We start from the raw sequence: 25520 nt of genomic DNA, 5'->3' as shown, positions 1-25520 counted from the left end.
CCGGCCGCGACATCGAGCGCCAATCGGACGGCATACCCCAGCATGGGGACCATGAGCACCTCCGCCGCGCGCTCACGACACGACGGTCGGCCTGACGAGTCAGCTTGGACGACAGGGCAGCTCGCCCGTGCTCAGGACATCGAGCGAGAGCTCGTGCAGCTTCCGGTTCTGGTCCTGGCTCGCCCTGCGGAGCAGCTCGAAGGCCTCGTCGCGGGTCACCTTCTTCATCGCCATCAGCACGCCGATGGCGGCGCCGATGTCGCGGCTGTGGCCAAGGGCTCGTCTGAGATGGGCGGCCTCCGTGTCGGCGGCGTCGAGCCGCTCGAGCATCTCGAGGATGAACTGCTCGGTCTCGGTCAGGTCGACGTCAACCGCTGGTCGCGGCTCGCTGGTGTGGATGGCGTGGGCCTCGTGCACGGGCTCCGGCACCGAGGTCGACGATCGTGTCATCGGACTACTCCTGCGACGGTGGTGCGAGTCCGGCACCTTGCCTGACCGGCTCCTCACCAGAGGATAATCCGTGGCGCGGGCGTGCTGCCAGACCGATATCGGGAGGCGTCGTCCGGTCACAGGCGGGTCAGCGGGGGTGCTCCACGAGCATGGCGCGGACGGCGGCGCGGAGGTCGCCTCTGGCGTCCGCGGCCACCGCGTCACGCATCCGCAGGTAGCCGGCGCCGCCACGGAGGATGTCCTCGACTCCCGCGAGCTCGGCCGAGCAGCCGAGCGTGCGGGCAGTGGGCTCGAGCTGCGTGAGGAGGTCGCAGATGTCGTCGACGACCGGGCCCTCCCGGTTGGCGGCGTCGCGGATGATGATGGCGTCGAGGCCGTAGCGCGCGGCCCGCCACTTGTTCTCCTGCACGTGCCAGGGCGGCAACGGCCGCGCCAGGACGCCCTCGTCGAGCTGGTCCTCGAGGTGTGCGACGAGGCAGTGGATGAGGGCGGCGATCGCCGTGACGTCCTGTGGTCTGGCGAAGCCGTCACACGCGCGCACCTCGATCGTGCCGAGCCGCAACGACGGTCGGATGTCCCACCGCAGCTCGCTCGCGTCGGCGATGACGCCGGTCGTGAAGACGTCGTGGAGGTACTCGCGGTACTGCGCCCACGTCTCGAACTGGAAGGGCAGGCCGGCGGTGGGCAGCTGCTGGAAGAGCATCGTCCGGTTGCTCGCATAGCCCGTGTCGGCGCCGGAGCCGTACGGCGACGACGCCGAGAGCGCCGTGAGGTGCGGGTGGTAGGTCAGCAGCCCGTTGATGAGCGGCCACACCTTCGCGGCCGAGCGGACGCCGACGTGCACGTGGACCCCGAAGATCACCATCTGCCGTCCCCACCACTGGGTCCGGTCGATGAGGGTCGCGTAGCGCTGCCCCTCGGTGACCTGCTGGTCCTCCCAGCGGGCGAAGGGGTGCGCGCCACCCCCGTAGAGCAGGACCCCGAGCTCGGCCGCCGCCGCCTGGACCCGCTCGAGCCCGTCCGCGAGGTCGGTGGACGCCTCCTCGGCGTTCGCGCAGATCCCGGTGACGATCTCGACGGTGTTGCGCAGCAGCTCCTTCGTGACCGTCGAGCGCGACTTCGTCCGACGCGCGTGGCCGCTGTCGCCGACACCGTTGGCGAGGGCCAGCAGCTCGTCGGCCCTCGACGTGAGGTCGAGGGTGACCGGGTCGACGAGCCCGAGCTCCCACTCGACCCCGAGCGTGCGCCCCACCGAGGGCGCGAAGCTGACCTCGGGGGCTGGCGCTTCCGGTTGGGTCATGGCCACCTCGCATGGCTCGTCGGTGCAGGTCCGCGGAGACGTCGCTGCGGGCTGCGGTGCCGGGTGTGAGCGGGCTCCTCGAGCCTATCGGCGCCGATCGGCAGTCGACGAGCAAGCCGTGACGCGTGCGTCGACGTCGTGGGGCTAGAGGACCTGCGAGAGGAAGCGCCGCAGCCGCTCGGTCCTGGGCGCGTCGAACACCTGGTCCGGGTGCCCGGCCTCGATGACCTGCCCGTGGTCCATGAAGAGCACCTGCTCTGCAACCGAACGGGCAAAGCCCATCTCGTGGGTCACGACGATCATCGTCATGCCTTCCGCGGCGAGGTCGGCCATGGTGGCCAGGACACCCTTGACGAGCTCGGGGTCGAGCGCCGACGTGGCCTCGTCGAAGAGCATGACCTCCGGCTCCATGGCGAGCGCCCGCGCGATGGCGACCCGCTGCTGCTGGCCACCCGAGAGGTTGCCGGGGCGCACGTCGGCCTTGTGGGCAAGGCCCACGCGGTCGAGGTGGTGGAGTGCCAGCTCCGCGGCCTCGTCCTTGCGCAGGCCCTTGAGCCGAGTGAGACCGAGGGTGATGTTGCCGCGAACGCTCTTGTGCGGAAAGAGGTTGAAGTGCTGGAAGACCATGCCGACCCGCTGGCGCAGCGCATCGGGATTGTCGGCGAGGACGCTCCGACCGTCGAGAAGCACGTCTCCCCGCTCGGGCTCGATGAGGCGGTTGACGACGCGGAGCAGGGTCGACTTCCCTGATCCGGAGGGGCCGATGACGCAGGCCGTGGAGGCCGCCGGGACGTCGAGATCGACACCGCGCAGCACGCGGTTGGACCCGAAGGCGAGGTGGATGTCGCGCACCGCGACGGCAACCCCGCGGGTCGAGGGTGGTGAGGTGGTCGCTGCGCTCATCGGGGCTCCTGTGCCAGGGCGAGTCGTGAGGTGGTGAGGTCGTCGTGACGAGACCCGCTTCGGCCGTCGCCGTCCGGTCCGTCGCCGCCGCCAGACGTCTCCGCACCGTCGGCGGCGCGGCCGTCGCGCAAGCGCCGGTCGATGGCGTTGACCGCATGGGTCAGCGGCACGGTGATGAGCAGGTAGAAGAGCCCGGCGAGGACGAGCGCCGACTGGTTGCCGGTGTTGGCAGCCGCGTCCTGACCGATCCGGAAGAGGTCGCGCTGGCTCGCGAGCAGCCCGAGGAAGTAGACGAGCGAGCTCTCCTTGATGAGCGCGATGAACTGGTTGACCAGGGCGGGCAGCACCCGCCGCACGCCCTGGGGGATGACGACGAGGCGCATGCCCGACGGCCGGCTGAAGCCCAGGGCCCGAGCGGCCTCGAGCTGACCCTGGTCGACGCTCTGGATGCCCGAGCGGAAGATCTCGCCGATGTAGGCACTGGCGATCAGGGACAGGGCGAGGATGCCGAGCGGATACGGGTTCGGACCCCAGATCTCGAGGCCCACCGGGGCCAGCCCGATGCCGATGAGCAGGATGGTCACGGCGGCCGGGAGCCCGCGGAAGACGTCCGTGAACACCCGTGCGGGCCAGCGGAGCCACCGTCGGTGCGAGAGCCCGCACACCGCGAGTCCCATCCCGAGGACGGTTCCGATCACCGCCGAGAAGAGGGCCAGGATGAGCGTGTTGGGCAGCCCGACCCGGATCAGCTCGGGCAGCGCGGCGAGCATGGCGTCGAGGTCGAAGAAGGTCTCCTGCAGCGTGTTCAGGATGTCCATCCGGCCCTCCTCTCGGTGTGGTGGTGTGGCGGCGTGGGGGTGTGATCCGTCGGCTACGAGGCCGAGGAGCCACTGCCCGGCGTGAAGTCGGCCGGGATCGCGCGGCTCGGGTAGTACTGCTTCTGCAGCTTCGCCCAGGTGCCGTCGGCGACGACCTCGTCGATGCCCTTGTCGAGAGCCGCCCGCAGCCTGTCGTTGCCGGGGGCGACGGCGTAGGCGATGCCGCCCGGGTCGAGCTGCTTGGCGACCGAGACGACCTTGCCACCCGAGTCCGCGGCGGTCTTCTCGCCGATCTCGGCGGGGGTGATCCAGGCGTCGGCAGTGCCCGATCGCAGCTGGTTGAGTGCAGCGTTGTAGTCGGGCACCCGCACCGGGTTGAGGTTCTCTCGGGTGGCGTAGTCGTCCTGGACCGTCCCCTGCACGACGACGACACGCTTGCCGGGGAGCTGGTCGAAGGAGGTGATGCTCGAGCCCTGGGGCACGTCGAGGCCGAGGAAGCCGAAGTCGTACGTGTTCGTGAAGTCGACCGTCTTCTTGCGGGCCTCGGTGATGCTGATCGAGGACGAGCCCACGTCGAACTTGCCGGTCTTGACCTGCGCGAGCAGCGAGCTGAACTCGGTGCCGACGAACTCGACCTTGAGGCCGAGCTTGACGGCCACTGCGGTCAGCAGGTCGTTGTCGAAACCGGTGAACCTCCCGTCCTTGAGGAAGACGTTCGGCGGGGCGTCGGTGAGCGTTCCGGCCCGCAGGGTGCCCGGCTGCTGGAGGTTGTAGGGGTTCTCAGCCGTTTCTCCGCTCGGAGCGGAGCCACCTCCGCAGGAGGCGAGCGAGAGGGCGACGAGGGAAAGGGCGGAGGCCGTCACGGCGCTCTTGAGCAGGGGCATGCGGATGTCCTTCGGGACGGGACGCGTGAGCACGCCGAAGCGCGGCTCGCCGGGCGTCGGTGCTGGCTGACGGGGTGGACGCTGGCGGTCACCGGAGCAGCCGGGCCCTGGGCCCAGGCATGACCGAGCGATCCCGCTGAACGCGGGAAGGAGCCTCGCATCCGTTCGCAACGTTATAGGACAAATAACGTTGAGTGATAATCCGTCGGCCGCGGTCCACTGCACCGCACCGAACCGCACCGCACCGCACCGCACCGCACCGCACCGCACCGCACCGCACCGCACCGCACCGATGAGCCTGCCCGCGCATCCCGCTCACCGTGGGATCACAGCCATGCCGCCTACCGTCAGCGGATGAGGAGCGTCACTCGGCTGGTGGCCGCCGGGGCGGCCTGCCTCGCCCTCGCTGCGTGCTCCACCCCCGCGACCGGCCCCAGCGGGAGCACCGTTCCCGCACGCGCCGGTTCGGTGGCGTCCGGATCCACCGGGTCGCCCACGTCGACGACGCGGTCGACGGTGGCGGCGAGCACAACGCCCACTCCATCGCTGCCGACCAAGCCGTCCGGAACGGGACCGCCCGCGCACGCGAATGCTCCGCAGAGCTACCGGACGGTCGCGGTGCACCGCGGCCCCGACCACCCCGACGACCTCGTCCTCGACGCCTCCGGTGCGCTGCTCTACAGCGACTACACGAACGGCACGATCAGCCGACTCAACGCGGACGGTTCGAGCACGGTCCTGCACCGCGGCCTCGACGGGCCCGAGGGCATGGTGCTGCTCGCCGACGGCACTCTCGTCGTGGCGGAGGAGAACACCAACCGTCTGCTCGCATTCCCTGCTGGCCGGGCCCGTCCGGTCGTGCTCACGACCCTGCCCGGCCGTCCGCTGAAGGTGACCTGCCACCAAGGTGTCGACGGGATCGCTTGGGACGCAAGGACTTCCAGTCTCGTCGTACCCGACCCGGTCATGGGCACCATCTACCGCATCACACCCGACGGCACCTCACGTACCGTGCTGGCGCGAGGTTTCGTCCACCCCGTCGGCGCGGCTGTGGCATCAGACGGCAGCGTCTTCGTCGCCGACGAGTGCGGTGGTGACGTGTGGCGGCTCGGCGCAGGCGGCTCCCGCACGCGAGCCGCACGGGCCTCGATGCCGGACGACGTGGCTCTCGACGGCTACGGCAACCTGCTCGTGACCGACGTACGCCACAGCCGGCACGACCTTCGTCGCTGGCCCCTCCGCGGCGGCCCCTCCACGGTGCTGGCCGCGAGCGGCCTCATCGAGCCGCAGGGCCTGCTCATCGACGGCTCGGGCCGCATCTACATCTCCGACGACCAGGCCCGGGTCATCCTGCGCCTCACCCCCGCATCGTGACGCGGGGGTGAGGCAAGCACGGGGTCGAGATGGGCCCGGGTCAGCGCCAACGGCCGCCGCGCCAGATCAGCTTGTGCACGCCGAGGTGCTTCGGCAGCGTGCGCAGGCCCGGGATCCAGGGGATGCAGATGAAGCCGATGCTGAGCAGGATCATGAGCGCCCAGACCTGGACGTCGGCGTTGTCGGAGGTCGAGAAGGGCGGGATCTGATACCAGAACGTGTAGAGCCACAGCCACGGCTGACCCGGGTAGTTGCCGGTCTCGTTCATGATGCCCCACTGGTCACCGCCGAGGTTCTGCGCCCTGGCCTGGTCCTCGAGATAGGTCCCGTCGGCGAGGAGCAGCAACGGCTTCGTGCTGTCGGTGCCGAAGAAGCTCGTCCTCGAGGAGACCAGCCCCTCGAGTGCCCCGCTGCTGGCGAGGGCGAGCTCACCCTTCGCGAGCGCCGGCACCGGACCGTAGTCGCCGGACGCCACCTTCGCGGGGTCGCCGTCGGGTGCGGCTGCGAGGGCGTCGGAGTATGCCTGCGCCCACGCCGTGCGCTTGTCGGCACTCGCGCTCGACCACTGGCGGAGCGCCGCGGCAACGGCCGGGTCGGAGGACAGGGTGCGCAGCGGCGTGATGACGAAGTCGTTCGCTGCGTCGATGGGCTGGGTGACGCCGGCCAGCTTCGGCAGGACGACCGGGCCGAGGCTCTGCCCATCGGCATTCGTGTTGTAGGGAGGTCCATAGGTCGCGGTCGTCGTCGTGCCGGCGAGCTCGCCGGTCGCGGTCGCGACGACGTCGTTCGGCGCCTCCTGTGCCCAGCGCTCGAGGGAGAGGGCGCTGTCGTCGGGCGAGGAGAAGACGAGCGCCGCCACGATCGTGAGCACGAGCATCACGCCGAGCGCGATGACGAACTCCTTGACGAGGTCGTAGCGTCTCGTCGGGAAGTCGTGTGAGTCGGGGGCCCAGGTGGCACTGCGTCGGGTCGCCGTGGCGCTCATGACCCCACCTCCTGGGCCGAGACACCTGCGGTCGGTCGGGCAGCTCCGGGAGGGGCGGCATCCGGGGCCGACGCGGTGGGCGGTTGTGCCCTGGCCGGCGGCTCAGCCGCCACCGGAGACTCGGCGCCGACGGGAGACTCGGCCCCGATGGGTGGGACGACGCCACGCCGCCGGACGAGCAGCAGATGCAGCCCGACGATCACTCCGACGACGAGTGGCAGGAAGGACACGTGCCAGAGCACCATCTGGCCGACGTTCATGACGTTGAAGTAGGCGCCGACGCCAGCTGCGTTGAGCCCGTCCTTGGCTTGGGTGCTGATCCACTGCGCATCGAAGTTGGTCTGGATCAGGTAGCCGGTGAAGGCCGTTCCGAGCGAGCCGAAGAAGGCGAGCGCCCCTGTCGCCCAAGTCATTCCGCGGTGACCACGCCACGCCGCCATGAAGAACTTGCCCCACAGGTGAATCACCATGGTGGCGAAGAAGAGCTCGACGCTCCACAGGTGCGTGGAGTTGACGAAGTGGCCGAAGGAGTTCGTGTGCCACCACGTGATGCCGCCGAAGGTGAGCACGAGCCCCGATGCGATGACGACGACGAGCGCGGCGAGGCACGCCACGCCGAAGACGTAGATCCACGAGGCGACATAGGCGGGTTGCCGGTCGGGCAGCCACTGACCCTTGGGCACGAGCCCCTCGATCCAGCCACTGAGGGCCCGGGTCCAGCTGTCGTGGTTGCCGGCGCGCGGGGGCGCCGCCGGGTCCGTGCGGCTCATGGCCGGTCCTCGTCACGATCCGCAGGGAAGGGCAGAAGGATCGCCAGGACGAAGACGACGATCATCGTGAGGATCACGATGAGGTTCGCGGCCGTGATCGTGAGGAAGCCCCACTGGACGACGGCGCCCGCGGGGACCGTGGATGTGACGAGCTGACCGGACATGTGGCTCTCCTGGACGAGGGATCTGCGTGAGTCACTCCCGCCAGTTGAACTACTACACGCCGTAAGAGTAAGTCCGGTCAGCCCGTCGGCGCACCCCTTTGCCGGAAGCGGATTGTCGCGCAAGGGAGCCGTATGCCGTCAGGCTGAGGACCAGCCCCGCCCGACGGCATACGGCAGGCCGGGTCAGCCGACGGCCTTGAGCGCGTCCACCTCCCCCGCGCCGTACCAGCTGTTGTGCCCCACTCCACCCGTGCACGTCTGCGGTGCGCCGTTGTCGACGGCTGGGAAGAAGTCGTAGGCAGTGGTGTCGGCCGGGCAGGCGATCGGGTTGACCGCCCGAGTCAGCGCGGCCACCAGCGCGCCGCCCCGCTGGCCGGTGACACTGGCGATCAGGGCAGCGACGCCGGCGGCGTGGGGTGACGCCATCGACGTGCCCTGCTGGTAGCAGTAGGTCGCGCCCGAGGCGTCGACGAGACGGCGAGCCGGCAGGCAGGTCGTGCTCATCAGGTTGGCCGGCCACGTCGACAGGACCCGTCCGTTCGGGGATGCCGCCGTCCGTTGGAGGATCGAGTCGCCGCCGGGGGCGGCGACGTCAGCGGAGGAGATGCCGTAGGACGAGTAGAACGACTTCTGCTGCAGGTTGCCGGTGGCAGTGACACCCACGACACCGGGCACCTCGACGGGCATCACCGCACACGCGTTGGTGACGTCACGCGTCACCGGCGTCGTGTCGTCCGGACTCGTGACGTCCTGGGTGGGGTGCGAGAGGTCGTCGGCCTGGTTGCCCTCCGCCGCGACGAAGGCGACCCCCTTGGACTGGGCGTACTGGAGAGCGCGGCGCTCGGCGGTCCAGATGGCTCGCTGATCGGGGTCGTTCTTGCAGTTGAAGAGCCACGGGTCGGCGAAGTAGCTGTTGTTCGTCACCGCAGCACCCGTGCCGGCCACCCACATGTAGGCGCAGATCACCGACTCCGGGAAGAAGAACCCGTCGGCGTCACCGGCCTTGACCCCCGCGATCCGCACACCCGGCGCGACACCGACGATGCCGATGCCGTTGGCGGCCGCGGCGATGGTTCCGGCTGTGTGGGTGCCGTGTCCGTTGTCGTCGTTGCCGACGGTGAGCGGCGAGGGAACGCCGCTCACACAGTTGGCGCTGTTAGCCGCGTCGTAGTTCAGCGCGAGGTCAGGGTGGGTGAAGTCGAGACCGGTGTCGATGTCGGCAACGAGGACGTTGGGGCTTCCGCCGGTGACGGCGTTCGCCTCGGGCACGTGGATCTGGGCCATGTCCCACTGCAGGCCCGACAGCGAGTCGGCGTCGGTGACCGGCGCGTTGCCCGCCGGTGGGTCGGCCGTGGTCGACGACGCTGTGCTTCCATCATCGATCCGGGTCGCGAACCTGGCTGTGGCAGAAGCACCCTCGACACCGGGTGCGCCGCGCATGGTGCTGGCGAAGCCCGCGTCGGATGAGCGTGCGATGACGACCCCGATCTTCGAGTAGTTCGCCACCACCCGGCCATTCGCGTCGCTCACCGCCGTGGCGGCACCGGACGTGGAGACCCCCGTCCGGTAGACGATGACGTAGGTGGCGGTCCCGCTCTGGGACGTGTCCGCGGCCGAGGCACCCGTGGGTCCGGCAGCCGCGAGGGCAAGAGCTCCGGCCGAGATGGCGGCCGCGGCGACGAGCATCCGAGATCTTCCCCGAGAAGCAAAGACAGACATGAATCCTCACTTCCACGGCGGTCGCGTGGGACGCGTACCGCCTGGTGACCGTCTCCGTTGGCGGTCATCCCATCGACGGTAGACCCGCGCAGCCGGACCGGCACGGCATTCGGCTCAGTCGCCGAGCGCCCGCGACGACGCTCACCCGGCGCTCGGTGCGCCTGGCGGCATACCGCGTCGACGGCTGCATGCGCGGCCGGGTGCTGGGTAGGGAGACCACGACAGCACCGGGCTGTCGATGCCGAGTGGAAGGGACATCACCATGTCGAAGGACCTGAGCAGCGGCAAGAACCGCAAGAACCTCAAGAAGTCGTCCTTCGCGCTGCCCGAGGAGGAGAAGTACCCGATCCCCGACATCGCGCACGCGCGCAACGCGCTGGCGCGGGTGGCGCAGAACGGAACGGCCTCCGAGCAGAAGAAGGTCCGGGCAGCCGTCGAGAAGAAGTACCCCAGCCTGAAGAAGGACGACTGAGTGCCCGCCGTCGCCCACGGGCGTGGCCCGTGGCTGCGCTGAGCGCCCCCTCGCATGGGTACGCGCCAGGTGAGCTGACCAGACGAGAGGGTGCCCGATGCCACTACCCGGGATGATGGGAGAGGTCGCACAGCTCGTGCTCGTGCGGCACGGCCAGAGCGCGGGCAACGTCGCCAACGACGAAGCCCACCGGCGCGGGCACGGCCGGCTCGAGCTCGCCACCCGCGACGCCGACACGCCGTTGTCCCCCGAGGGGGCGGCCCAGGCGCGCGCCGTCGGCCACCACCTGGGCGACCTCGCACCGGACGATCGCCCCGAGGTCGTCCTCAGCTCGCCCTATGAGCGAGCCGCGCGCACGGCCGCGCTCGCCATGGAGTCCGTGGGCACAGAGGTCGTGCTCGACGAACGTCTTCGCGAGCGCGACCTGGGCGCCTTCGACGGCCTGACGGGAGACGGCATACGCGCTGCGTTCCCGGAGGAGGCCGAGCGCCGGTCGCTGACGGGCAAGTTCTACTACCGCCCGCCGGGGGGCGAGAGCTGGACTGACGTCGCGCTGCGCATCCGCCAGTTCCTCACCGAGCTACGACAGGTCCACCCCGACCGACGGGTGTGGATCTTCACGCACCAAGCCGTCATCATGAGCTTCCGCCTCGTCGTCGAGAGGTTGGATGAGCAGCGTCTGCTCGAGATCGACCTCTCGGAAGCCCTCGCCAACTGCTCCCTCACGACCTACGTGCGAGCGCCCGACGGCCGGTTGCGGCTCGAGGCGTTCGGCTCCACGACTCACCTCGACTCGTGTGACGCTCCCATGACCCACGAACAACCGCGGCATGGCCCCGGTGACCCGGGTGACCAGAAAGCCGTTGACGGAGAGGGAGATTCATCCTCCGATGCCTGACACCGAGCCGACGAGCCTCAGCCCGACCGTGCTACGGCAGTGGCCGTTGCCTCGGCTCGGCGGTGACAAGCACGCTCGGGGCACCGCCCTCATCGTGGGCGGTGGCCGCCAGACGCCGGGAGCGGTGCTGCTCGCCGCCGAGGCGGCCCTGCGTCTCGGCGCCGGAAAGGTGCAGGTCGCCACCACCGGGTCGACAGCGGCGCACGTCGCCGTGGCGCTCCCTGAGGGCTATGTCGAGGCACTGCCCGAGACGCGGGAGGGTGACCTGCTGCCATCGGCTGCCTCGCGCATCCTCGACCTCGCGGCTGGCGCCGATGCCGTGCTCATGGGTCCGGGCCTCTCCGACCCGCTCACGAGCGCGCTCCTGCTCGGCGAGGTCGTGCCGCACCTCGACTGCACGCTCGTCCTCGATGCGCTCGCCACCGCCTACCTGACCCCGGACCTCGATCGCGTCTCGCACCTCTCGGGGCGGGTCCTGCTCACGCCGAACGTCTCGGAGCTGGCCGCCACCCTCGCCCTCGAGGTCGATGAGGTCCGGGGCGACCCGGAGACCGCCACTCGCGCGCTTGCCCGACAGACGCGGGCCACCGTGCTGAGCGGTGACGAGACGTCATACATCGTCACGCCCGACGGCCGCTGCTGGTCGACGGCGGCCGGGCCACCATCCCTCGCGACCGCCGGCTCGGGCGACGTCAAGGCGGGGGCCGTCGTGGCGCTCTGCGCCCGGGGCGCTCCCGTCGAACAGGCCGCGGCGTGGGCGGCATACTGCCACGGGGTCTCAGGCGAACGGCTCGCCCGGACCACGTCCGGCTTCCTCGCACGTGACGTCGTGACCGAGCTGCCGTCGGCCCTCGCGGCGATCGAGGCCGGTTGACTGTTTGAGCCCAGCCCCCTCGGGGAAGGGAAGGAGCAGCGCACGACGGAGGAGGTGGCGCCATGACACGTATGCCGTCCGGCGGGTCCTCCGGGTCGGGCCGTCGCGCGCTCGTCACCGGGGCCTCCAGCGGCATCGGCCGCGCCACCGCCCTCCGGCTGGCCGACGCGGGGTGGGATCTCGTGCTCGTGTCCCGTTCGTCAGAGGCGCTCGGCCAGGTGGTGGACCTCTGCACCGACCGCGGGTCACGAGCCCTGATGGTCGTTGCCGACGTGGGCGACGAGGCCGCCGTCGGCCGCGCCTTCACCGTCGCCGAGCGTGAGCTCGGCGGGGTGGACGCCGTCGTCCATTCCGCGGCGGCCCTGGCCTACGGGCGCTTCGAGGACGTGCCCTCCGATGTCTTCCGGGCCGCCACGGAGACCACCCTCAGCGGTACGGTCCACGTGGCGCGCGCGGCCCTTCGCAGCTTCCACTCACACGGAGACCGGGGATCGCTCGTCGTCGTCGGCTCGCTCCTCGGCAAGATCGCTGCGCCTTTCATGAGCTCCTACGTCACCTCGAAGTGGGCAGTGCACGGCCTCGTGAGGACGTTGCAGATCGAGGCCCGATCCACTCCGGAGATCTCCGTCTCCCTCGTCTCACCTGGCGGTGTCGACACGCCCGTCTACCGTCAGGCAGGCAGCTATCTCGGCGTCCACGGTCGGCCCCCACCACCCATCTCGTCTCCGGAGGAGGTCGCGGAGGCAGTCGTGAGATCGATGACGCACCCGTCACGAGAGAGGTCGGTGGGCCTGGCCAACCCCCTTGTCGTTCTTGGCTTTCGCGCTCTCCCGGCCGTCTTCGACGTCATGGTCACTCCGCTCATGCGACGAGGGGGCCTGTCTCGGGAAGAAGTCCCTGCCACGCCGGGCAACGTCCTCGACCCCGTGCCGCGCGGGGAGAGACTTCACGGCGGTTGGACCCGCAGTACCCGGACGAGCAGCAACGAGTCGGAAGGACCAAGCCACATGAGCACACCGGAGAACGCCCTCGTCGTCGAACGTGAGGTCCAGGCCGGCGCCGATGCCGTCTGGTCGGTCCTCGCCGACGGGTGGTCCTACGCGACCTGGGTCGTCGGCACGGCGAGCGTCAGGGCTGTCGACGACGGCTGGCCCTCGGCGGGGACCCGGATCCACCACTCTGTCGGCATGTGGCCGCTGCTCCTCCATGACACCACCGCGGCGCTCGAGAGCCGTGCGCCCACGCAGCTCGTCCTCGAGGCCAGGGGCTGGCCGATCGGCAAGGCACACGTCACCGTCGAGGTGCACCCGCAGGGCGCGAGCTCCTGCCTCGTCACCATCCGAGAGGACGCGGTCGCCGGACCCGGGACCCTCATTCCCAAGCCGGTGCGTCAAGCAGTGATCCTCCCCCGCAACCGCGAGGCCCTCCGGCGCCTTGCACTGCTGGCCGAGGGCAGGGCCCAGGGCTCCCTCGACCGGGCCGTCACCGGTGGCAGCACGTCGAACGACACTGTGGCGCAGTCGAACGACACTGTGGCGCAGGCGTCGTCCGACCCCAGGGACCCGGTCCTCTCACCCGATCAGCCGACCAACTCGGCATGATGGTGGTCCGCGCGAATGTGAGCCCGTCGAGGGAGTGACCCATGCCAGATCCTGATGCCGTCGTCATCGGGAGCGGACCCAACGGACTCGTCGCCGCGAACCTGCTCGTCGACGCCGGGTGGGACGTGCTCGTCCTCGAGGCGCAGCCCAGGGTCGGAGGTGCCGTGGCCAGCGACTCCGCCGTGCGCGAGGGATGGGTTCACGACACGTTCAGCTCGTTCTACCCCCTGGCCGCAGCCTCGCCGACCATCGCCGGGCTCGGCCTGCAGCAGCACGGCCTCGAATGGGTGCACGCTCCTGCCGTCGTCGGTCACCCTCTCGCCGAGGGACGCTGGGCCGTCCTCCACCGTGACCCGGATGACACGGCGGCCTCCCTGGACGACCTGTGCCCCGGGGACGGGGATGCCTGGCTCGAGCTCTGCCACTGGTGGAGCCGCATCTCGGAGCCGCTCATCGGGGCGCTCTTGACCCCCTTCCCCCCGATGCGTCACGGTTCAGCCCTGGGGCTGCGCGCGGCGCGGGCGGGCGGCCTCGACATGGTGCGGCGCATGCTCCTGCCCGCGCGGGCCCTCGGAGCCGAGCTCTTCCGCGGCGAGGGCCCGCGGCTGCTCCTCGCGGGCAACGCGGCTCATGCCGACATCCCCCTTGACTCGCCCGGATCCGGGCTCATGGGGCTGCTCCTCGTCATGCTGGGCCAGGAGCGCGGGTTCCCCGTCCCTCGAGGTGGCGCCGGCAAGCTGGCCGAGGCGATGGCGGCGCGCTTCGAGGTGGCGGGCGGGACGGTGCGCACGTCGTGCCGTGTCACGCGCATCGTCGTCGAGGCGGGTCGAGCAACCGGAGTCTGGACCGATGACGGGGAGCACCTCCGCGCTCGCCGGTGCGTCATCGCCGATGTCTCCGCTCCAGCCCTCTACGGCGGACTCGTCGGCTGGGACGACCTGCCCGGACGGCTGCGGCGTCGGATGGCCCGCTTCGAGTGGGATCCGGCCACCGTCAAGGTCGACTGGGCCCTGGACGGTCAGATTCCCTGGACGGGGGCGCCCGCCGCCGCGCCCGGAACGGTGCACCTTGCTCCGTCCGTCGCGGGTCTCGCCGTCGCAGGGGCCGAGGTCTCAGCAGGCGTCGTTCCGCGAGACGGACTCATCCTCCTCGGGCAGATGGCGACCGCCGACCCGAGCCGCGCGCCGGCTGGAGCTGAGTCCGTCTGGGCCTACACCCACGTGCCCCACGAGGTGCGACAGCCGAGCACCGGCACGGGCGGCAGCCCGACGATCGAGCCCGGCGCATGGTCATCGGCCGCTGCGGAGCGCATGGCCGACCGCGTCCAGGCACGCATCGAGGAGCGCGCCCCGGGTTTCGGTGACCGGGTCGTCGCACGTCGGGTGCTGGGACCCGCCGACCTCGAGAGCCTCGACGAGAACCTCGTCGACGGCGCTCTCAACGGGGGCACCGCGGCCCTTCAGCAGCAGCTCGTGTTCCGTCCCGTGCCGGGTCTGGCGCGGGCAGAGACACCCATCAAGGGGCTCTACCTCGGCTCCGCGTCGGCACACCCCGGGGGCGGCGTCCACGGTGCGTGCGGGTCCAATGCCGCGAGGGCGGCTCTGGCGCACGCGCGGGTCGCCAGCTGGCGAGCGCCTGCCCGACGGCGCGAGTCAGAAGGGGGCTGAGCCGGCCACATGCGATGTCGTTGCGACGACGGAGGGCGCAGACCTCGCGGTCTGCGCCCTCCGTCGTCCGGTCGACGTCCAGTCGAGGTCAGTGCTGCTCGCGCACCGCGTCGGCGGACTCGGCGGCGCTGTCGCGCACGTCGCTGCCGGCCTGCTTGGCTTCCTGCTTGACATTCTCGGCCGACGTCTGGGCCTGCGCCTTGACGGCATCGACCGCATCAGAGGCGGGAGCCCTGAGGTGCTCGCCCGCCTCGCTGGCGACGTCCTTGACGGTGGACTGCGCCGCCTCGACGACGGGAGCCGCCTTCTCCTTCACGGTCTCGCTGAGCTCGCGCTCCTTCTCGGAGGCGGGCAGCAAGGAGCCGAGCAGCCACCCCGCACCCAGCGCGATGAGTCCGGCGGCCAGGGGGTTGCCCTTCGCCCGCTGCTTCACGGCCGAGGCAGCATCGTGCGTGCGGTCCCCCACGTCCGAGGCGAGCCCCGACGCGCGGTCAGCGGTGGCGCTCCCCGCGTCGGAGGCGCTGCCCATGACGCGGTCCTTGAGGTCGCCGGCCCGGCCCATGACCTTGTCGGCCTGCCGCCTCGCGACGTGGCTCGGGGTCACCGACTCGCCGAGAGCGTTGACGTCGCGGCTCAGGTTGCGGCGGGTCTGCTCGATCTCCTCCCTCAGGACCTCCGGGTCGTTGGTCGTCTCGCTGTAGTTGGTGCTCATGTCGTCTCCTGTCCCTTGAGCGCATCGGGAACTCGTTTGGTGGTCTCGACGGTGCGCGGCAGCCCGCTCACCCGCCGCATCTCTGTCCTGCCCATGGCGGCTAGAACCGCTGCGATCACGGCCCAGATGGCCATGACGATGACGGCGGCCCACCCACGGTTGTCGATCGCACCGGCGATCCACTCCCACACGGCGAGCGAGAGGAAGAGCGCTGCCATCCAGCCGCCGAGTGCCGCACCGCTGAAGAGACCGGCTGCCTTGCCGGCCTGCGACGCGGACTCGCGTGCTTCGGCCTTGGCCAGCGCGACCTCCTGCCGCATGAGTGTCGACAACCCGGAGCTGATGTCACCGACGATGTCGCCCAGCGACGCCGTCTCGGCCTTCTGCTCGGCGCTCATCCCGTCGACGCCGGGGCTCGATTCGAGCGGATGCGGTGTGTGCGTGCTCATCGCAGCCCCTGGCGGTGCTCCACGCCCTCGAGGGGCTCGACGCCCGCGATGTCCGGGCCGTCCTCGATGCCCTCGAGCCTCTCGGTGCCCTCAGTGCCCTGCCCCGCCCAGGTGCGGTCCTCAGGACCTCGGGTGGACGGCGACGGAGCAGCGACGACGGGGTCGAGGCCGGCATCGACCCGGGTCGGGTCGGTGCCCATGCTCGTCGCGGAGCCAGGGGCATACCCCGTGCCGTTGCCGGCGGCCCCGTTCGAGGACGAGGCGCCGGACCCCGCCGCGATGCCGCGGGTGAGCCGACCGCCGACGAGGCCGACGACGGCCGCGGCGGCGAGGAAGGTGCCGGGACGGCGGCGCGCGAAGTCACGCACCTCGTCGAGGACCTCCCCCGGCTGTCGGTGGTCGAGCCACCCGGCGAACGACTGCACCCGGTCTGCGGCCTGCCCCGCAAGATCCGTGGCGAGGCCCTTCTGCCCGGACGACGATGCCATCTGCCGGAGCTCGTCACCGAGGGCCCGCAGACCCTGCACGGCTCGGTCGCTCTGGGCGGAGGCCTGGTCTGTCGCCTCGCCCCGCAACTGATGCAGGAGCGTCGACATCTGCGAACGAGCCTCTGCGACAACGTCCTTGGCTTCCGATACAGCGGCGCCGGCAACCTGACGACCGCTCTGGGCCGCATCTGAGGTCACAGAGGCCGCCTCGTCACGCACGGACGCTGCTCTGCCGTTTCCTCCCGGCTCCACACCGAAGCTCGAGCCACTCGCCGACGTGCCGATCGACTGCTCTGTGCCCGTGGGAGGCACGCTGGTGACGGACGTCGCGTCGTCATGGGTGGACCCTTGCGTCGGCAGGGTGGCATCCGACTCGTAGGACGTGCCGGATGGTGTCAGTGGATTTTGGGTCATGGGTGTGCCCTTCCGCTGCGCCGGCCACGAGGAGCCCGTGTCTTGAGCTGTGGCAGGGCCGGCGCTGTGCTTGTCCTGGCTCCCTACCCCACGCCCTCGGGGTCTAAGCCTGGGATGGCGATCTGTCCGGCGAGGTCTTGCCCTGCCCGGGCCCTCCGTGGCAAGGTCGAAGGGAACAGAGCGGTCCAACCACGCGCCTGCTCCGGCATCACCACCTCCTCGGAGTCAGTCATGTCGCGTGGCACCCACAGTGACCGAAACTCGTACGACGATCGAGACCGCGAGTCCGATCGCCTGTTCCATCAACTGAGCTCGGGGCCGGACGAGCCGACCCGGACCAGGGCACGGGACGAGCTCGTGCGGCTCTACCTCCCTCTGTGCACCGCGATGGCGCAGCGCTACAACGGCAGGGGCGTCGAGCACGACGACCTCGTCCAGGTGGCGCGCCTCGGTCTCGTCAAGGCCATGAGCCGCTACCGGCCCGGCCGCGGCCGCTCCTTCGCCGCTTATGCCGTTCCGACCATCTCGGGTGAGCTGAAACGTCACTTCCGCGATCGCGGGTGGATGGTGCGGCCCCCGCGCCGCGTCCAGGAGCTGCGAGCCAACGTCAGTACCCATCGCGCCGAGCTCGAGCAGCACCTGGGCCGCACGGCGACGGATCCCGAGCTCGCTGACGCCCTGGGCCTCGCCGTCGACGAGGTGCGCGAGCTGGCGCGGGCCACGAGCTGCTTCCGACCGACCTCCATCGACACACCGCTCGACAGTGAGGGGCCACGAGAGCCGGCCGCCGGCCTCGCCTATGACGACCCGGCCTTCGAGCTCGTCGAGGACCGGGTCTGCCTCGCAGGGCTCCTCGCGGGGATCGACCAGCGCTCGCGACAGATGCTGTCGCTGCGCTTCGTCGATGGACTCACGCAACGTGAGATCGGCGAACGGCTCGGCATGACCCAGATGCAGGTGTGCCGCTGGCTGAACCGCGTCCTGCGGCAGCTGCGCAGCGAGGTCACCGCGGAGGGATCACCCCGATCTGCGTGACGGGCAGGGGCGCTGGCCCACGGCGAACACGATGATCATGCGAGCTCCCTGGCCCGGCGGCGAGAAGATCGGCCCCATCGGGGTACGGCGGGGTCATGGAACCGATTCCTGAGACTCAGGCGGCCCTCGACCGGCTGGCCCACGACCAGGACGACGACGTGCAGGCCCAGTTCTCCGAGATGGCCGCGAAAGCACGGCGGCTGGTGCCCAGTCTCGTCGGCCTCAGCGTCACGCAGATCAGTGAAGGGGTGACCCTCACCTACGTTGCCAGCCCGGCGACCGCGGTGGCCCTCGACGCACTCCAGTACGTCGACGGCGGGCCGTGCGAGGCAGCGGTCCGTCGAGGCGCTCACGTCGCAGTGGACCACGACGAGCTGCTCGACGAGGGACGTTGGCAGCTGTTCGCGCAGGCCAGCGCCCACGCCGGCGTGCGGAGCACGCTGTCGTTGCCCGTCTTCAGCGGGAGCGACGTCACCGGAGGCGTCAACCTCTACGGCTCGCTCAACGACTCCTTCGTCGGCCATCACGAGGCGTTGGCCGCGCTGTTCGGGGCGTGGGCGGCGGGAGCGATCAGCAACGCCGACCTGTCTTTCAGCTCGCGGCTCGAGGCCATGGAGGCTCCCGCGCGAATCGAGGACGCCAACACCGTGAGTGCTGCCATCGGCGTGCTGAGCGAGACCCATCAGATCAGCACTCGAGACGCCGAGGACCATCTCCGCCGAGCTGCAGCTCGCGCCGGGGTCCCGATCGTGGCCCTCGCACTGTTCATCCTCCACCCGCCACAGCCGTCCTGAGAGACGCTCGGGCACACCGTTGGGATTGCTCATGACTGAGTCGCCAAGCAGCGCAAGCGTGCCGGGGCACCTGCGACGGGTCGCGGAGGCCTTCGAGCGACTGGGCCGCCAGCTCCACGCATCCGGATCGAACCCCTTCGACGCCGTCACAGAGCTCGCTCTGGAGCGCGTGCCCCACGCGGCGGCCGCGAGCATCACCACCGTCGTCCACGGGCGGTTCGTCACGGCGTCGGCGACCGACGACATCGCCAGGAGAGCCGACGCGATCCAGTACGACCTCGGGTCCGGTCCGTGCATCGATGCGATCGTCGACCAGACGATCTACCAGCCGAAGGATCTGGCCTCCGATCTCCGGTGGCCGGACTACGGCCGTCGCGTGGACGCAGAGCTCGGTCTGCGAAGCATGCTGTCCTACCGGATGAACCTCGAGTCCACCGGGGTGATCGCCGGTCTCAATCTCTATGCACACCGAACGGCCGCGTTCGACGAGCACGACCTCGCCGAAGGGTTGTTGCTGACGACGCACGCAGCCCAGGCGGTCGGCGCTGCCCACCTCCGAGACCGCGCAGACAACCTTCAGCGAGCGCTCGACTCCAACCGCGACATCGCCACCGCGGTCGGCGTCCTCATGAGCGAGCAGAAGATCACGCGTGACCAGGCGTTCGACCTCCTGCGGATCGCGAGCCAGAACACCAATCGCAAGCTGAGAGAGGTGGCCCTCGACGTCATCGAGACCGGCGCGCTCGACGTCACTCCCCGCGGTTGGTCCTGACCGGCTCGCTGGACCTCACGGCCCTGGCACAGAGCGGCAGCTCGCCGGTGTTGAGGAGGTCCCTCGCGACGTCGCGCAGCTTGACGTTGCCGGTCTGCGAGACCCGGCGAAGGTAGCTGAACGCCGCCTCGGCAGACAGCTCGCACCGCTCCATGAGGATCCCGACCGCCTGCCCGATCTGCTGGCGGGTGATCATCGCGAACTCGAGGTTCTCCGCCTTCTTCGCATACGACAGCGTGGCCGCGGCCTGTGCGGCATACGCCGTGGCGAGCTCGACGACACCGTCGGGGAGGGAGCCTTCGTGCACGGAGTAGACGCTGAGGGCGCCGAGCGTCCTGCCGCTCCAGCACAGCGGGACCGCCGCGACCGACGTCACCCCCAGGGCGCGCGCTCTCGGCCCGAACTCCGGCCAGCGCGCGACGATCTCGTCGCACTCGACGATGACGGGCACCGCCTCGTGGGCTGCGTCGTGCGTCGGCCCCTCGTCCAGGACGACCTGGAAGGACTCGAGACGACGCGGGAGGTCGTCGGTGGCGGTGAGCAGGCGCAAGGTCTCGCGCTGCATGGCGCTGAGCGCCACATGGCGAATCCCGGGCACGACCTTGGTGCTCGCCTGAATTACGTCGTGGACCACTGCCGCGACAGCATCATCCACAGGAGGGCACACCGTCATGGATGCTGGTGCGTCAGGGTTGTCAACTCGTCGGGACGTCAGGGTCACGGGAACTCCTCACAGGCCGGCGAACCCTCTGCGGTTGAAGGCGCCGTGCACGAGACCTGACGTCGTCTGCCGACCTGGTCAGGGAACTCGTGTGCCCGATCCTTTGCGACGGTACACCGTCGACCTGTCTCCGAAGCGCTCCGCCATCGCACGGGGTGCGAAGGTCTCGCGGCGATCCCGCCGATCAGGGCAGCAGACAGCGCCGCGCGATCCTGCTGGTTGAAGACCGACGGCGCTGATCCCACTGTGACAGCGCCCCGGCGGGCTGTCTCGATTTTGTCCAAGGTTGCATCACCTCTCGTGACAACTAGGACGTCCAGCCCATGGCCCACAGCTCACGCTCCTCGAAGCCCTCGGCGGCGCGGTCGAAGTCACCGAGGGCGCGTACGAGCGCCCGGCGCGACGCGGGCGCCATCCGTGCGAGCACCGGCTGGATCGCCTCCGCGCGTTGACGCATGACCTCGTCGACGACGTCTCGACCCTCGGCCGTGAGCCGGAGCAGCAGCTGCCGGCGGTTCGCCGGGTCGTCGGTCCGGTCGACCAGACCCTGGGACACCAACCGGTCGCAGAGGCGACTCGCGCGGGTCAGGTGGATGCCGACCGAGCGCGCCAGCTGTCCGAGCGAGAGCGTCTCGCGGCTGCGCAGCACGACCATCGCTCGCATCTGGAGTGGGTCGGTCACCTGGGGCACCGCGGCCAGGGACCGCGCCGTGATGGCGACGAGGATCCGGCACGCCCGCAGCACTGTGTCGACCTCGCCCTCCTGGGGTAGTGGACGAACAGCGGTCTCGGTGCGGTCCGTTGTCGGCACCGCACCAGTCTGCTCCGCAACCCTTGCGCATCGCAACAGTTGCGCGTAGTACACAAAGAGATCTTCTCGTCGGGCGCCGCTGGCGAGGGGCTCGCACGAGGCGAGCCCGGAGCGGGCCGACCCCGCCCCGGCTCGCAGTCGATGACGACGACGAAGGAGATCGAGATGGCTGACCAGGTTGCCGATGTGGTGCTCTCACGACTGCGCGAGTGGGAGTCCGGCCAGTGTCCGCCTCGCTGAGCCGACAACCGCTGCCCCCGACCCGGAACCACACCACCGAGGAGAGGAATCCCCATGAACGACAAGACATCCCACGGCGACCAGGTCGTCGCCGTGACGGGCGCCAGCGCCGGGATCGGTCGGGCCTGCGCGATCGCCTTCGGCGCGCGAGGCGCCAAGGTGGCCCTTCTCGCGCGCGGCACGGCCGGGTTGGAGTCGGCGGCCGAGGAGGTGCGCGCGGCCGGAGGACGTCCCCTCGTCGTGCCCGTCGACGTAGCCGACGCGGAGCAGGTGAGCGAGGCCGTCGACACCGTCGAGCGCGAGCTCGGTCCCGTCGACGTGTGGGTCAACGTCGCCTTCACGTCCGTCTTCGCGCCCTTCGACCAGATCACGCCGGACGAGTACCGACACGTCACGGAGGTTGCCTACCTCGGCTACGTCTACGCGACGATGGCCGTGCTGCCGCGCATGAAGCGACGTGGGGCGGGCACGATCGTCCAGGTCGGCTCGGCCCTCGCCTACCGCGGCATCCCGCTGCAGACGGCCTACTGCGGAGCCAAGCACGCGATCCAGGGCTTCCACGAGGCGCTGCGCTGCGAGCTGCTCCACGAGAAGAGCCCCGTGCGGGTCACCATGGTGCAGATGCCGGCGGTCAACACGCCCCAGTTCACCTGGGTGCGCTCGCGGTTGCCACACAAGCCACGACCCGTCCCGCCGATCTACGAGCCGCACGTGGCAGCCGCCGCGGTCGTGCACGCCGCCGACCACCCGCAACGCCGCGAGTACTGGGTGGGCGGGAGCACCGCCGGGACCCTTGCGGCGAATGCCGTGGCCCCGGGGCTGCTCGACCGCTACCTCGCACGCACCGGGTTCACGTCCCAGCAGACCGACGAGCCGAGCGACCCGGACCGACCCGACAACCTGTGGCAGCCGGTCGACGCCGACCGGGACCACGGCACGCGTGGGCCCTTCGACAGCCGGTCGACCGACCGGTCACCGCAGCTGTGGGCCTCGCAGCACCACGGCGTTCTCGGCACGCTCGGTGGCGTCGCCCTCGGCGCCGCCCTTCTGGGGGTGGCGGGGAGACGCTCGCGGTGACGGCGCCGGCATCTGGGGCGACGACGCGGGCGTGACCCCTCTGCCATCCTGACCCGATGCGAGCCGTTGTCATCGATGCAGTCCGGGCCCGGCCCGAGGTCCGTGAGGTCGCCGACCCGACGGCGCCGACGTCCGGCGTCGTCGTCCGGGTCATGGCGACCGGCCTGTGCCGGAGCGACTGGCACGCGTGGGCCGGTCATGACGACATCGCCGTCCCCCACGTGCCGGGTCACGAGCTCGCCGGCGTCATCGTCGAGGTCGGCCCTCACGTGCACCGCTGGGCGGTGGGCGACCGGGTGACCGTGCCGTTCGTGTGCGGCTGCGGCCGGTGCGCGTGGTGCCTCGCCGGGGAGGCCCAGGTCTGTCCGGACCAGGAACAGCCCGGCTTCACCCACTGGGGGTCCTTCGCCGAGCTCGTCTCGCTGCACGCGGCTGACACGAATCTCGTGCGGCTCCCCGACGACATCGACTTCGCGACGGCTGCTGGTCTCGGATGCCGCTTCGCCACCGCCTACCGCGCGCTGGTCGCTCGGGCGCGGGTCGTCGAGGGCGAGTGGGTCACGGTGGTCGGCTCGGGTGGGGTCGGGCTCAGCGCCGTGATGATCGCGCGCGCGCTCGGCGCCCGGGTGGTCGCCGTGGACCGCAACCACGATGCGCTCGCGGCCGCACGGGCCTTCGGCGCAGATCACACCGTGCTCGCGGACGGCGCTGACATCCCGGCCGCCGTCGCGGAGCTCACCGGCGGCGGAAGCCACGTCTCCGTCGACGCCGTCGGCAGCGAGCAGACCTGTGCCGATGCCATCCTCAGCCTGCGCCGTCGCGGCCGGCACGTGCAGGTCGGGCTGCTGCCTCCCGTGGGTGGGCACCCCCGCGTGCCCATGGCGCGGGTCATCGCCTGGGAGCTCGACCTGCTCGGCAGCCACGGGATGGCGGCAAGCGACTACCCGGCAATGATGCAGCTCATCCAGCAGGGCCGGCTCCAGCCGCAACGGCTGGTCGAGCGCACCGTCGGTCTCGACGAGGCCGCCGCACTGCTCCCCGGCTTCGACGTCGCCACGGTCGCGGGCATCACCATCATCGACCCGAGCCGCTGAGCAACTCCCGCCACACACACAGCGACGTCCCGAGCCCTCGAGGGACTCGGGACGCCGCCGTGGTGTGCGGGCGGTGGTCAGCCGTTGACCTTCAGCGTCATCTTGCCCGTCGTGTTGCTCTGGACGACCTGGATCGTCACACCGGCGCCCGCGACCTTGACGCTGCCGCCGGGGTTGGCGGTGTCGTAGTAGCGGTTCGGGTCGCTGTCGTCGAAGACCGGGACGGCGGCCTGCGACGGCACCTCGAGCGTCGTCATGCCTGCAGCGGTCTCGCGGTGGAGCGAGATGGGGTCCGTCGGCTCGACACCGAAGGTCGAGTCGAAGGACTGGATGCGGTTGCGCGCGACCGTGTCGTCGCTCCACCTCAGCGGCACGGGGCGGGCGTCGACCGGCAGCACGCGACCGGTGCCGGGATGCGAGCGGGTGTTGTTGTTCGACACCGCGGTGTTCCAGTAGCTGACGAGCAGGCCGTCCTGGTAGGGAAAGTGCTCGACCCAGTTGTCCTTCGTCAGCGGCCAGCCGAAGTTGTACGGCCCCGTCTTCAGCGTGGCGTCGTAGCCGGCATACTGCCGGTTCTCGGCGATGTAGAAGCGGTCCTTGCCCGCGGCATCCTTGGGCAGGGTGACAATGAGCGCCTGGTCCTTCTTCGTGGCGTGCATCGACGGGCCGAGCATGAGCGTGGCCTCCTCGTCATGAGCGACCGTCGTGTAGTCGAGCCAGCCGAGCTGGAGCTTCTCCCAAGCGCCCATGTGGTCGGGCGTCGTGCCGATGTCGCCCGTGCCGTGACCGAGCCAGGAGCCCGAGCTCATGAGCGTCCAGAAGCCGGTGCCGTTCTCGCCGCCGCTCGTGTCGTAGAGGTCGGGCAGGCCGAGGTCGTGGCCGAACTCGTGGGCGAAGACGCCGAGGCCGCCGTTCTCGGGCTCGGTCGTGTAGTCACGGATCCAGAAGGCCGTGTTGCCGATCTGGATGCCTCCGTTGCGGTTCCAGTCCGGTCCGCCGTTGCGTGTCTGGTTGACCGACCACCGGTGCGACCAGATCGCCCACGCGGGCGCACCGGCCTCCTCGCCCTCACCGGCGTGCACCGCCTGGAAGTGGTCGATGTAGCCGTCCGGCTCGTTGAAGTTGCCGTCCTTGTCGTAGTCGTAGCGGTCCCACCGGTCGAACGAGCCCAGGTATGCCGCGATGTCGGCGTCCGACGTCCCCTTGGCCTTCTGCTGTGCGTACCAGGCGTTGGCACTGTCCTGGATGAAGCGGCGCATGTCGGTGGAGTTCTCGGTCTGCCCGTAGCTCGCCTCGTTGTAGGGCACCGTGACCCAGTCGGAGGTGTCGCCCTTGACCGTGTAGCGGCCGCTCGACATCTCGCGGTAGACGCTCGACATCGACTCGCCCGCACCGAAGAACGTCTCCTGGAAGTGGTCGCGGTTGAAGTCCTTGACCCAGTACGTCGTGTTGTCCGTGGTGCGGTCGGGCTCGGGGATCGCGTTGTGCACGGGCCCCGCGGGAGCCGTGGGGTAGCGGGCGTCCTTCTGGTCACCGAACTCGACGAGGAAGGTGAGGATGCTGTCGGTCGACTGCAGGCCGTACTGCGCCCACTGGCCGGGGGCCATCTGCACCGCCTTGCCGCCGGCGCCGCCGCGGGGCTCGGGGGTGGCCTCGCCCCGGACGACCTTGGCGACCGCCTCCTCCATGGCAGCCCGGCGGGCATCGCTCTGCGCATCGGGGCGGTCGTCGACGCGCTGCACGGCAGCGCCGTCCGCATCGACCGACGCGCCCGGCACCGGGTCCGGCGTGGCGCTGGCCGCGATGCCCGGGCACAGCGCCGTGGCCGCGGCAAGCACCGGGACCACGACGAATCGGCGTTTCAGGTTTCGCATTTCTCCTCCATCCCGCATTGCTGCGGCCCTGTCTCATGCGTGCGCGCCAGCGGCGACGGGCGCGTGACCGCCGAAGCGGTCATCGGAGCGTATGTCGGGAAATGCACTATTTGTTTAAAGAAAGTGCAAACTCTTGGCCGGTGAGCGGTACCGCGGACCG

General features: G+C 70.4%; 26 protein-coding genes. 11 read left to right on the top strand and 15 right to left on the bottom strand.

From position 1 onward, the window contains the following. Positions 1-99 precede the first annotated feature (99 nt). The 5 genes from FBY41_RS10010 to FBY41_RS09990 form a co-directional block, all read right to left on the bottom strand. A complete protein-coding gene (locus FBY41_RS10010) occupies positions 100-450 on the bottom strand; it encodes an ANTAR domain-containing protein (RefSeq protein WP_141844024.1) in 351 nt (116 codons plus the stop codon). A 127-nt stretch (positions 451-577) separates the two neighbouring features. Next, positions 578-1750, bottom strand: a complete 1173-nt coding sequence (locus FBY41_RS10005; RefSeq protein WP_141844022.1) for a glutamate--cysteine ligase — start codon at positions 1748-1750, stop codon at positions 578-580. A gap of 144 nt (positions 1751-1894) precedes the next feature. Beyond that, positions 1895-2653, bottom strand: a complete 759-nt coding sequence (locus FBY41_RS10000; protein ID WP_141844020.1) for an amino acid ABC transporter ATP-binding protein — start codon at positions 2651-2653, stop codon at positions 1895-1897. Beyond that, positions 2650-3471: an amino acid ABC transporter permease gene (locus tag FBY41_RS09995; RefSeq protein ID WP_260439680.1), complete on the bottom strand. Its 822-nt coding sequence runs from the start codon at positions 3469-3471 to the stop codon at positions 2650-2652. Before FBY41_RS09995 ends, FBY41_RS10000 begins: the two co-directional genes overlap by 4 nt. Positions 3472-3524: 53 nt before the next feature. Continuing rightward, the gene (locus FBY41_RS09990; protein WP_141844018.1) at positions 3525-4355 is read right to left on the bottom strand and encodes an ABC transporter substrate-binding protein; all 831 of its coding nucleotides are present in this window, start codon (positions 4353-4355) and stop codon (positions 3525-3527) included. Between the two features lie 354 nt (positions 4356-4709). On the opposite strand from FBY41_RS09990, the gene FBY41_RS09980 reads away from it, so the two are divergent. After that, entirely contained in the window at positions 4710-5729 is a 1020-nt protein-coding gene (locus FBY41_RS09980) for a hypothetical protein (RefSeq protein WP_141844014.1), read from the top strand. Between the two features lie 40 nt (positions 5730-5769). On the opposite strand, the gene FBY41_RS09975 is transcribed toward FBY41_RS09980, so the two are convergent. The 4 genes from FBY41_RS09975 to FBY41_RS09965 all read right to left on the bottom strand — a co-directional run bounded on the left by FBY41_RS09975 (position 5770) and on the right by FBY41_RS09965 (position 9334). Next, on the bottom strand, positions 5770-6714 hold the full coding sequence (locus FBY41_RS09975; protein ID WP_141844011.1) for a hypothetical protein: 945 nt from the start codon (positions 6712-6714) through the stop codon (positions 5770-5772). Beyond that, a complete protein-coding gene (locus FBY41_RS09970) occupies positions 6711-7484 on the bottom strand; it encodes a cytochrome b N-terminal domain-containing protein (protein ID WP_141844009.1) in 774 nt (257 codons plus the stop codon). The genes FBY41_RS09975 and FBY41_RS09970 overlap by 4 nt, the downstream gene beginning before the upstream one ends. Further along, on the bottom strand, positions 7481-7648 hold the full coding sequence (locus FBY41_RS23405) for a hypothetical protein (RefSeq protein WP_185749009.1): 168 nt from the start codon (positions 7646-7648) through the stop codon (positions 7481-7483). Before FBY41_RS23405 ends, FBY41_RS09970 begins: the two co-directional genes overlap by 4 nt. 183 nt (positions 7649-7831) lie before the next feature. After that, complete coding sequence (locus FBY41_RS09965; protein WP_141844007.1) at positions 7832-9334, bottom strand: S8 family serine peptidase; 1503 nt, start codon at positions 9332-9334, stop codon at positions 7832-7834. A gap of 295 nt (positions 9335-9629) precedes the next feature. Between FBY41_RS09965 and FBY41_RS09960 the strand changes: the two genes are divergently transcribed. From FBY41_RS09960 to FBY41_RS09935, 5 genes are all read left to right on the top strand, one after another. Next, entirely contained in the window at positions 9630-9839 is a 210-nt protein-coding gene (locus FBY41_RS09960) for a DUF6582 domain-containing protein (protein ID WP_141844005.1), read from the top strand. 97 nt (positions 9840-9936) lie between these two features. After that, the gene (locus FBY41_RS09955) at positions 9937-10737 is read left to right on the top strand and encodes a histidine phosphatase family protein (RefSeq protein WP_221629252.1); all 801 of its coding nucleotides are present in this window, start codon (positions 9937-9939) and stop codon (positions 10735-10737) included. Next, entirely contained in the window at positions 10730-11611 is an 882-nt protein-coding gene (locus FBY41_RS09950; RefSeq protein ID WP_141844003.1) for an NAD(P)H-hydrate dehydratase, read from the top strand. The genes FBY41_RS09955 and FBY41_RS09950 overlap by 8 nt, the downstream gene beginning before the upstream one ends. A 62-nt stretch (positions 11612-11673) precedes the next feature. Continuing rightward, positions 11674-13212 carry an SDR family NAD(P)-dependent oxidoreductase gene (locus FBY41_RS23590; RefSeq protein WP_221629251.1) on the top strand — a complete coding sequence of 513 codons (1539 nt, stop codon included), beginning with the start codon at positions 11674-11676 and terminating at the stop codon, positions 13210-13212. A gap of 41 nt (positions 13213-13253) precedes the next feature. Next, the gene (locus tag FBY41_RS09935) at positions 13254-14879 is read left to right on the top strand and encodes a phytoene desaturase family protein (RefSeq protein WP_141844001.1); all 1626 of its coding nucleotides are present in this window, start codon (positions 13254-13256) and stop codon (positions 14877-14879) included. A gap of 88 nt (positions 14880-14967) precedes the next feature. Here the strand turns inward: FBY41_RS09935 and FBY41_RS09930 are convergent, their stop codons facing one another. From FBY41_RS09930 to FBY41_RS09920, 3 genes are read right to left on the bottom strand one after another with little or no spacing between them, the layout of a single operon-like run. Further along, a complete protein-coding gene (locus FBY41_RS09930) occupies positions 14968-15591 on the bottom strand; it encodes a DUF3618 domain-containing protein (RefSeq protein ID WP_141843999.1) in 624 nt (207 codons plus the stop codon). Beyond that, positions 15588-16040, bottom strand: a complete 453-nt coding sequence (locus FBY41_RS09925; protein ID WP_375869867.1) for a phage holin family protein — start codon at positions 16038-16040, stop codon at positions 15588-15590. The genes FBY41_RS09930 and FBY41_RS09925 overlap by 4 nt, the downstream gene beginning before the upstream one ends. After that, positions 16037-16636, bottom strand: a complete 600-nt coding sequence (locus FBY41_RS09920; RefSeq protein ID WP_141843997.1) for a hypothetical protein — start codon at positions 16634-16636, stop codon at positions 16037-16039. The genes FBY41_RS09925 and FBY41_RS09920 overlap by 4 nt, the downstream gene beginning before the upstream one ends. Before the next feature lie 228 nt (positions 16637-16864). On the opposite strand from FBY41_RS09920, the gene FBY41_RS23400 reads away from it, so the two are divergent. The 3 genes from FBY41_RS23400 to FBY41_RS09905 all read left to right on the top strand — a co-directional run bounded on the left by FBY41_RS23400 (position 16865) and on the right by FBY41_RS09905 (position 19543). Then, entirely contained in the window at positions 16865-17977 is a 1113-nt protein-coding gene (locus FBY41_RS23400) for a sigma-70 family RNA polymerase sigma factor (RefSeq protein WP_141843995.1), read from the top strand. A 95-nt stretch (positions 17978-18072) separates the two neighbouring features. Further along, positions 18073-18771, top strand: a complete 699-nt coding sequence (locus FBY41_RS09910; RefSeq protein WP_141843993.1) for a GAF and ANTAR domain-containing protein — start codon at positions 18073-18075, stop codon at positions 18769-18771. Positions 18772-18802: 31 nt separating this feature from the next. Then, a complete protein-coding gene (locus tag FBY41_RS09905) occupies positions 18803-19543 on the top strand; it encodes a GAF and ANTAR domain-containing protein (RefSeq protein ID WP_141843991.1) in 741 nt (246 codons plus the stop codon). Here the strand turns inward: FBY41_RS09905 and FBY41_RS09900 are convergent. Further along, positions 19521-20198: a GAF and ANTAR domain-containing protein gene (locus FBY41_RS09900; RefSeq protein ID WP_185749007.1), complete on the bottom strand. Its 678-nt coding sequence runs from the start codon at positions 20196-20198 to the stop codon at positions 19521-19523. The genes FBY41_RS09905 and FBY41_RS09900 overlap by 23 nt on opposite strands. Before the next feature lie 373 nt (positions 20199-20571). Beyond that, positions 20572-21075 (bottom strand): MarR family winged helix-turn-helix transcriptional regulator, encoded by a 504-nt coding sequence (locus tag FBY41_RS09895; protein ID WP_141843987.1) that lies wholly within the window; start codon positions 21073-21075, stop codon positions 20572-20574. Positions 21076-21369: 294 nt separating this feature from the next. Here FBY41_RS09895 and FBY41_RS09890 point away from each other — a divergent pair, with 294 nt between their 5' ends. Next, positions 21370-22392 (top strand): SDR family oxidoreductase, encoded by a 1023-nt coding sequence (locus FBY41_RS09890; RefSeq protein WP_141843985.1) that lies wholly within the window; start codon positions 21370-21372, stop codon positions 22390-22392. A 56-nt stretch (positions 22393-22448) separates the two neighbouring features. Then, positions 22449-23486 (top strand): zinc-binding dehydrogenase, encoded by a 1038-nt coding sequence (locus FBY41_RS09885; protein WP_141843982.1) that lies wholly within the window; start codon positions 22449-22451, stop codon positions 23484-23486. Positions 23487-23563: 77 nt separating this feature from the next. On the opposite strand, the gene FBY41_RS09880 is transcribed toward FBY41_RS09885, so the two are convergent. Further along, a complete protein-coding gene (locus tag FBY41_RS09880; protein ID WP_141843980.1) occupies positions 23564-25360 on the bottom strand; it encodes an immune inhibitor A domain-containing protein in 1797 nt (598 codons plus the stop codon). Positions 25361-25520: the final 160 nt, after the last annotated feature.

This window comes from Humibacillus xanthopallidus (assembly GCF_006716675.1).
GTDB classification, from domain to species: Bacteria; Actinomycetota; Actinomycetes; order Actinomycetales; family Dermatophilaceae; genus Humibacillus; species Humibacillus xanthopallidus_B.
The sequence above is the reverse complement of the archived record's forward strand: the minus strand, read 5'-3'. Positions and strand labels throughout refer to the sequence as shown.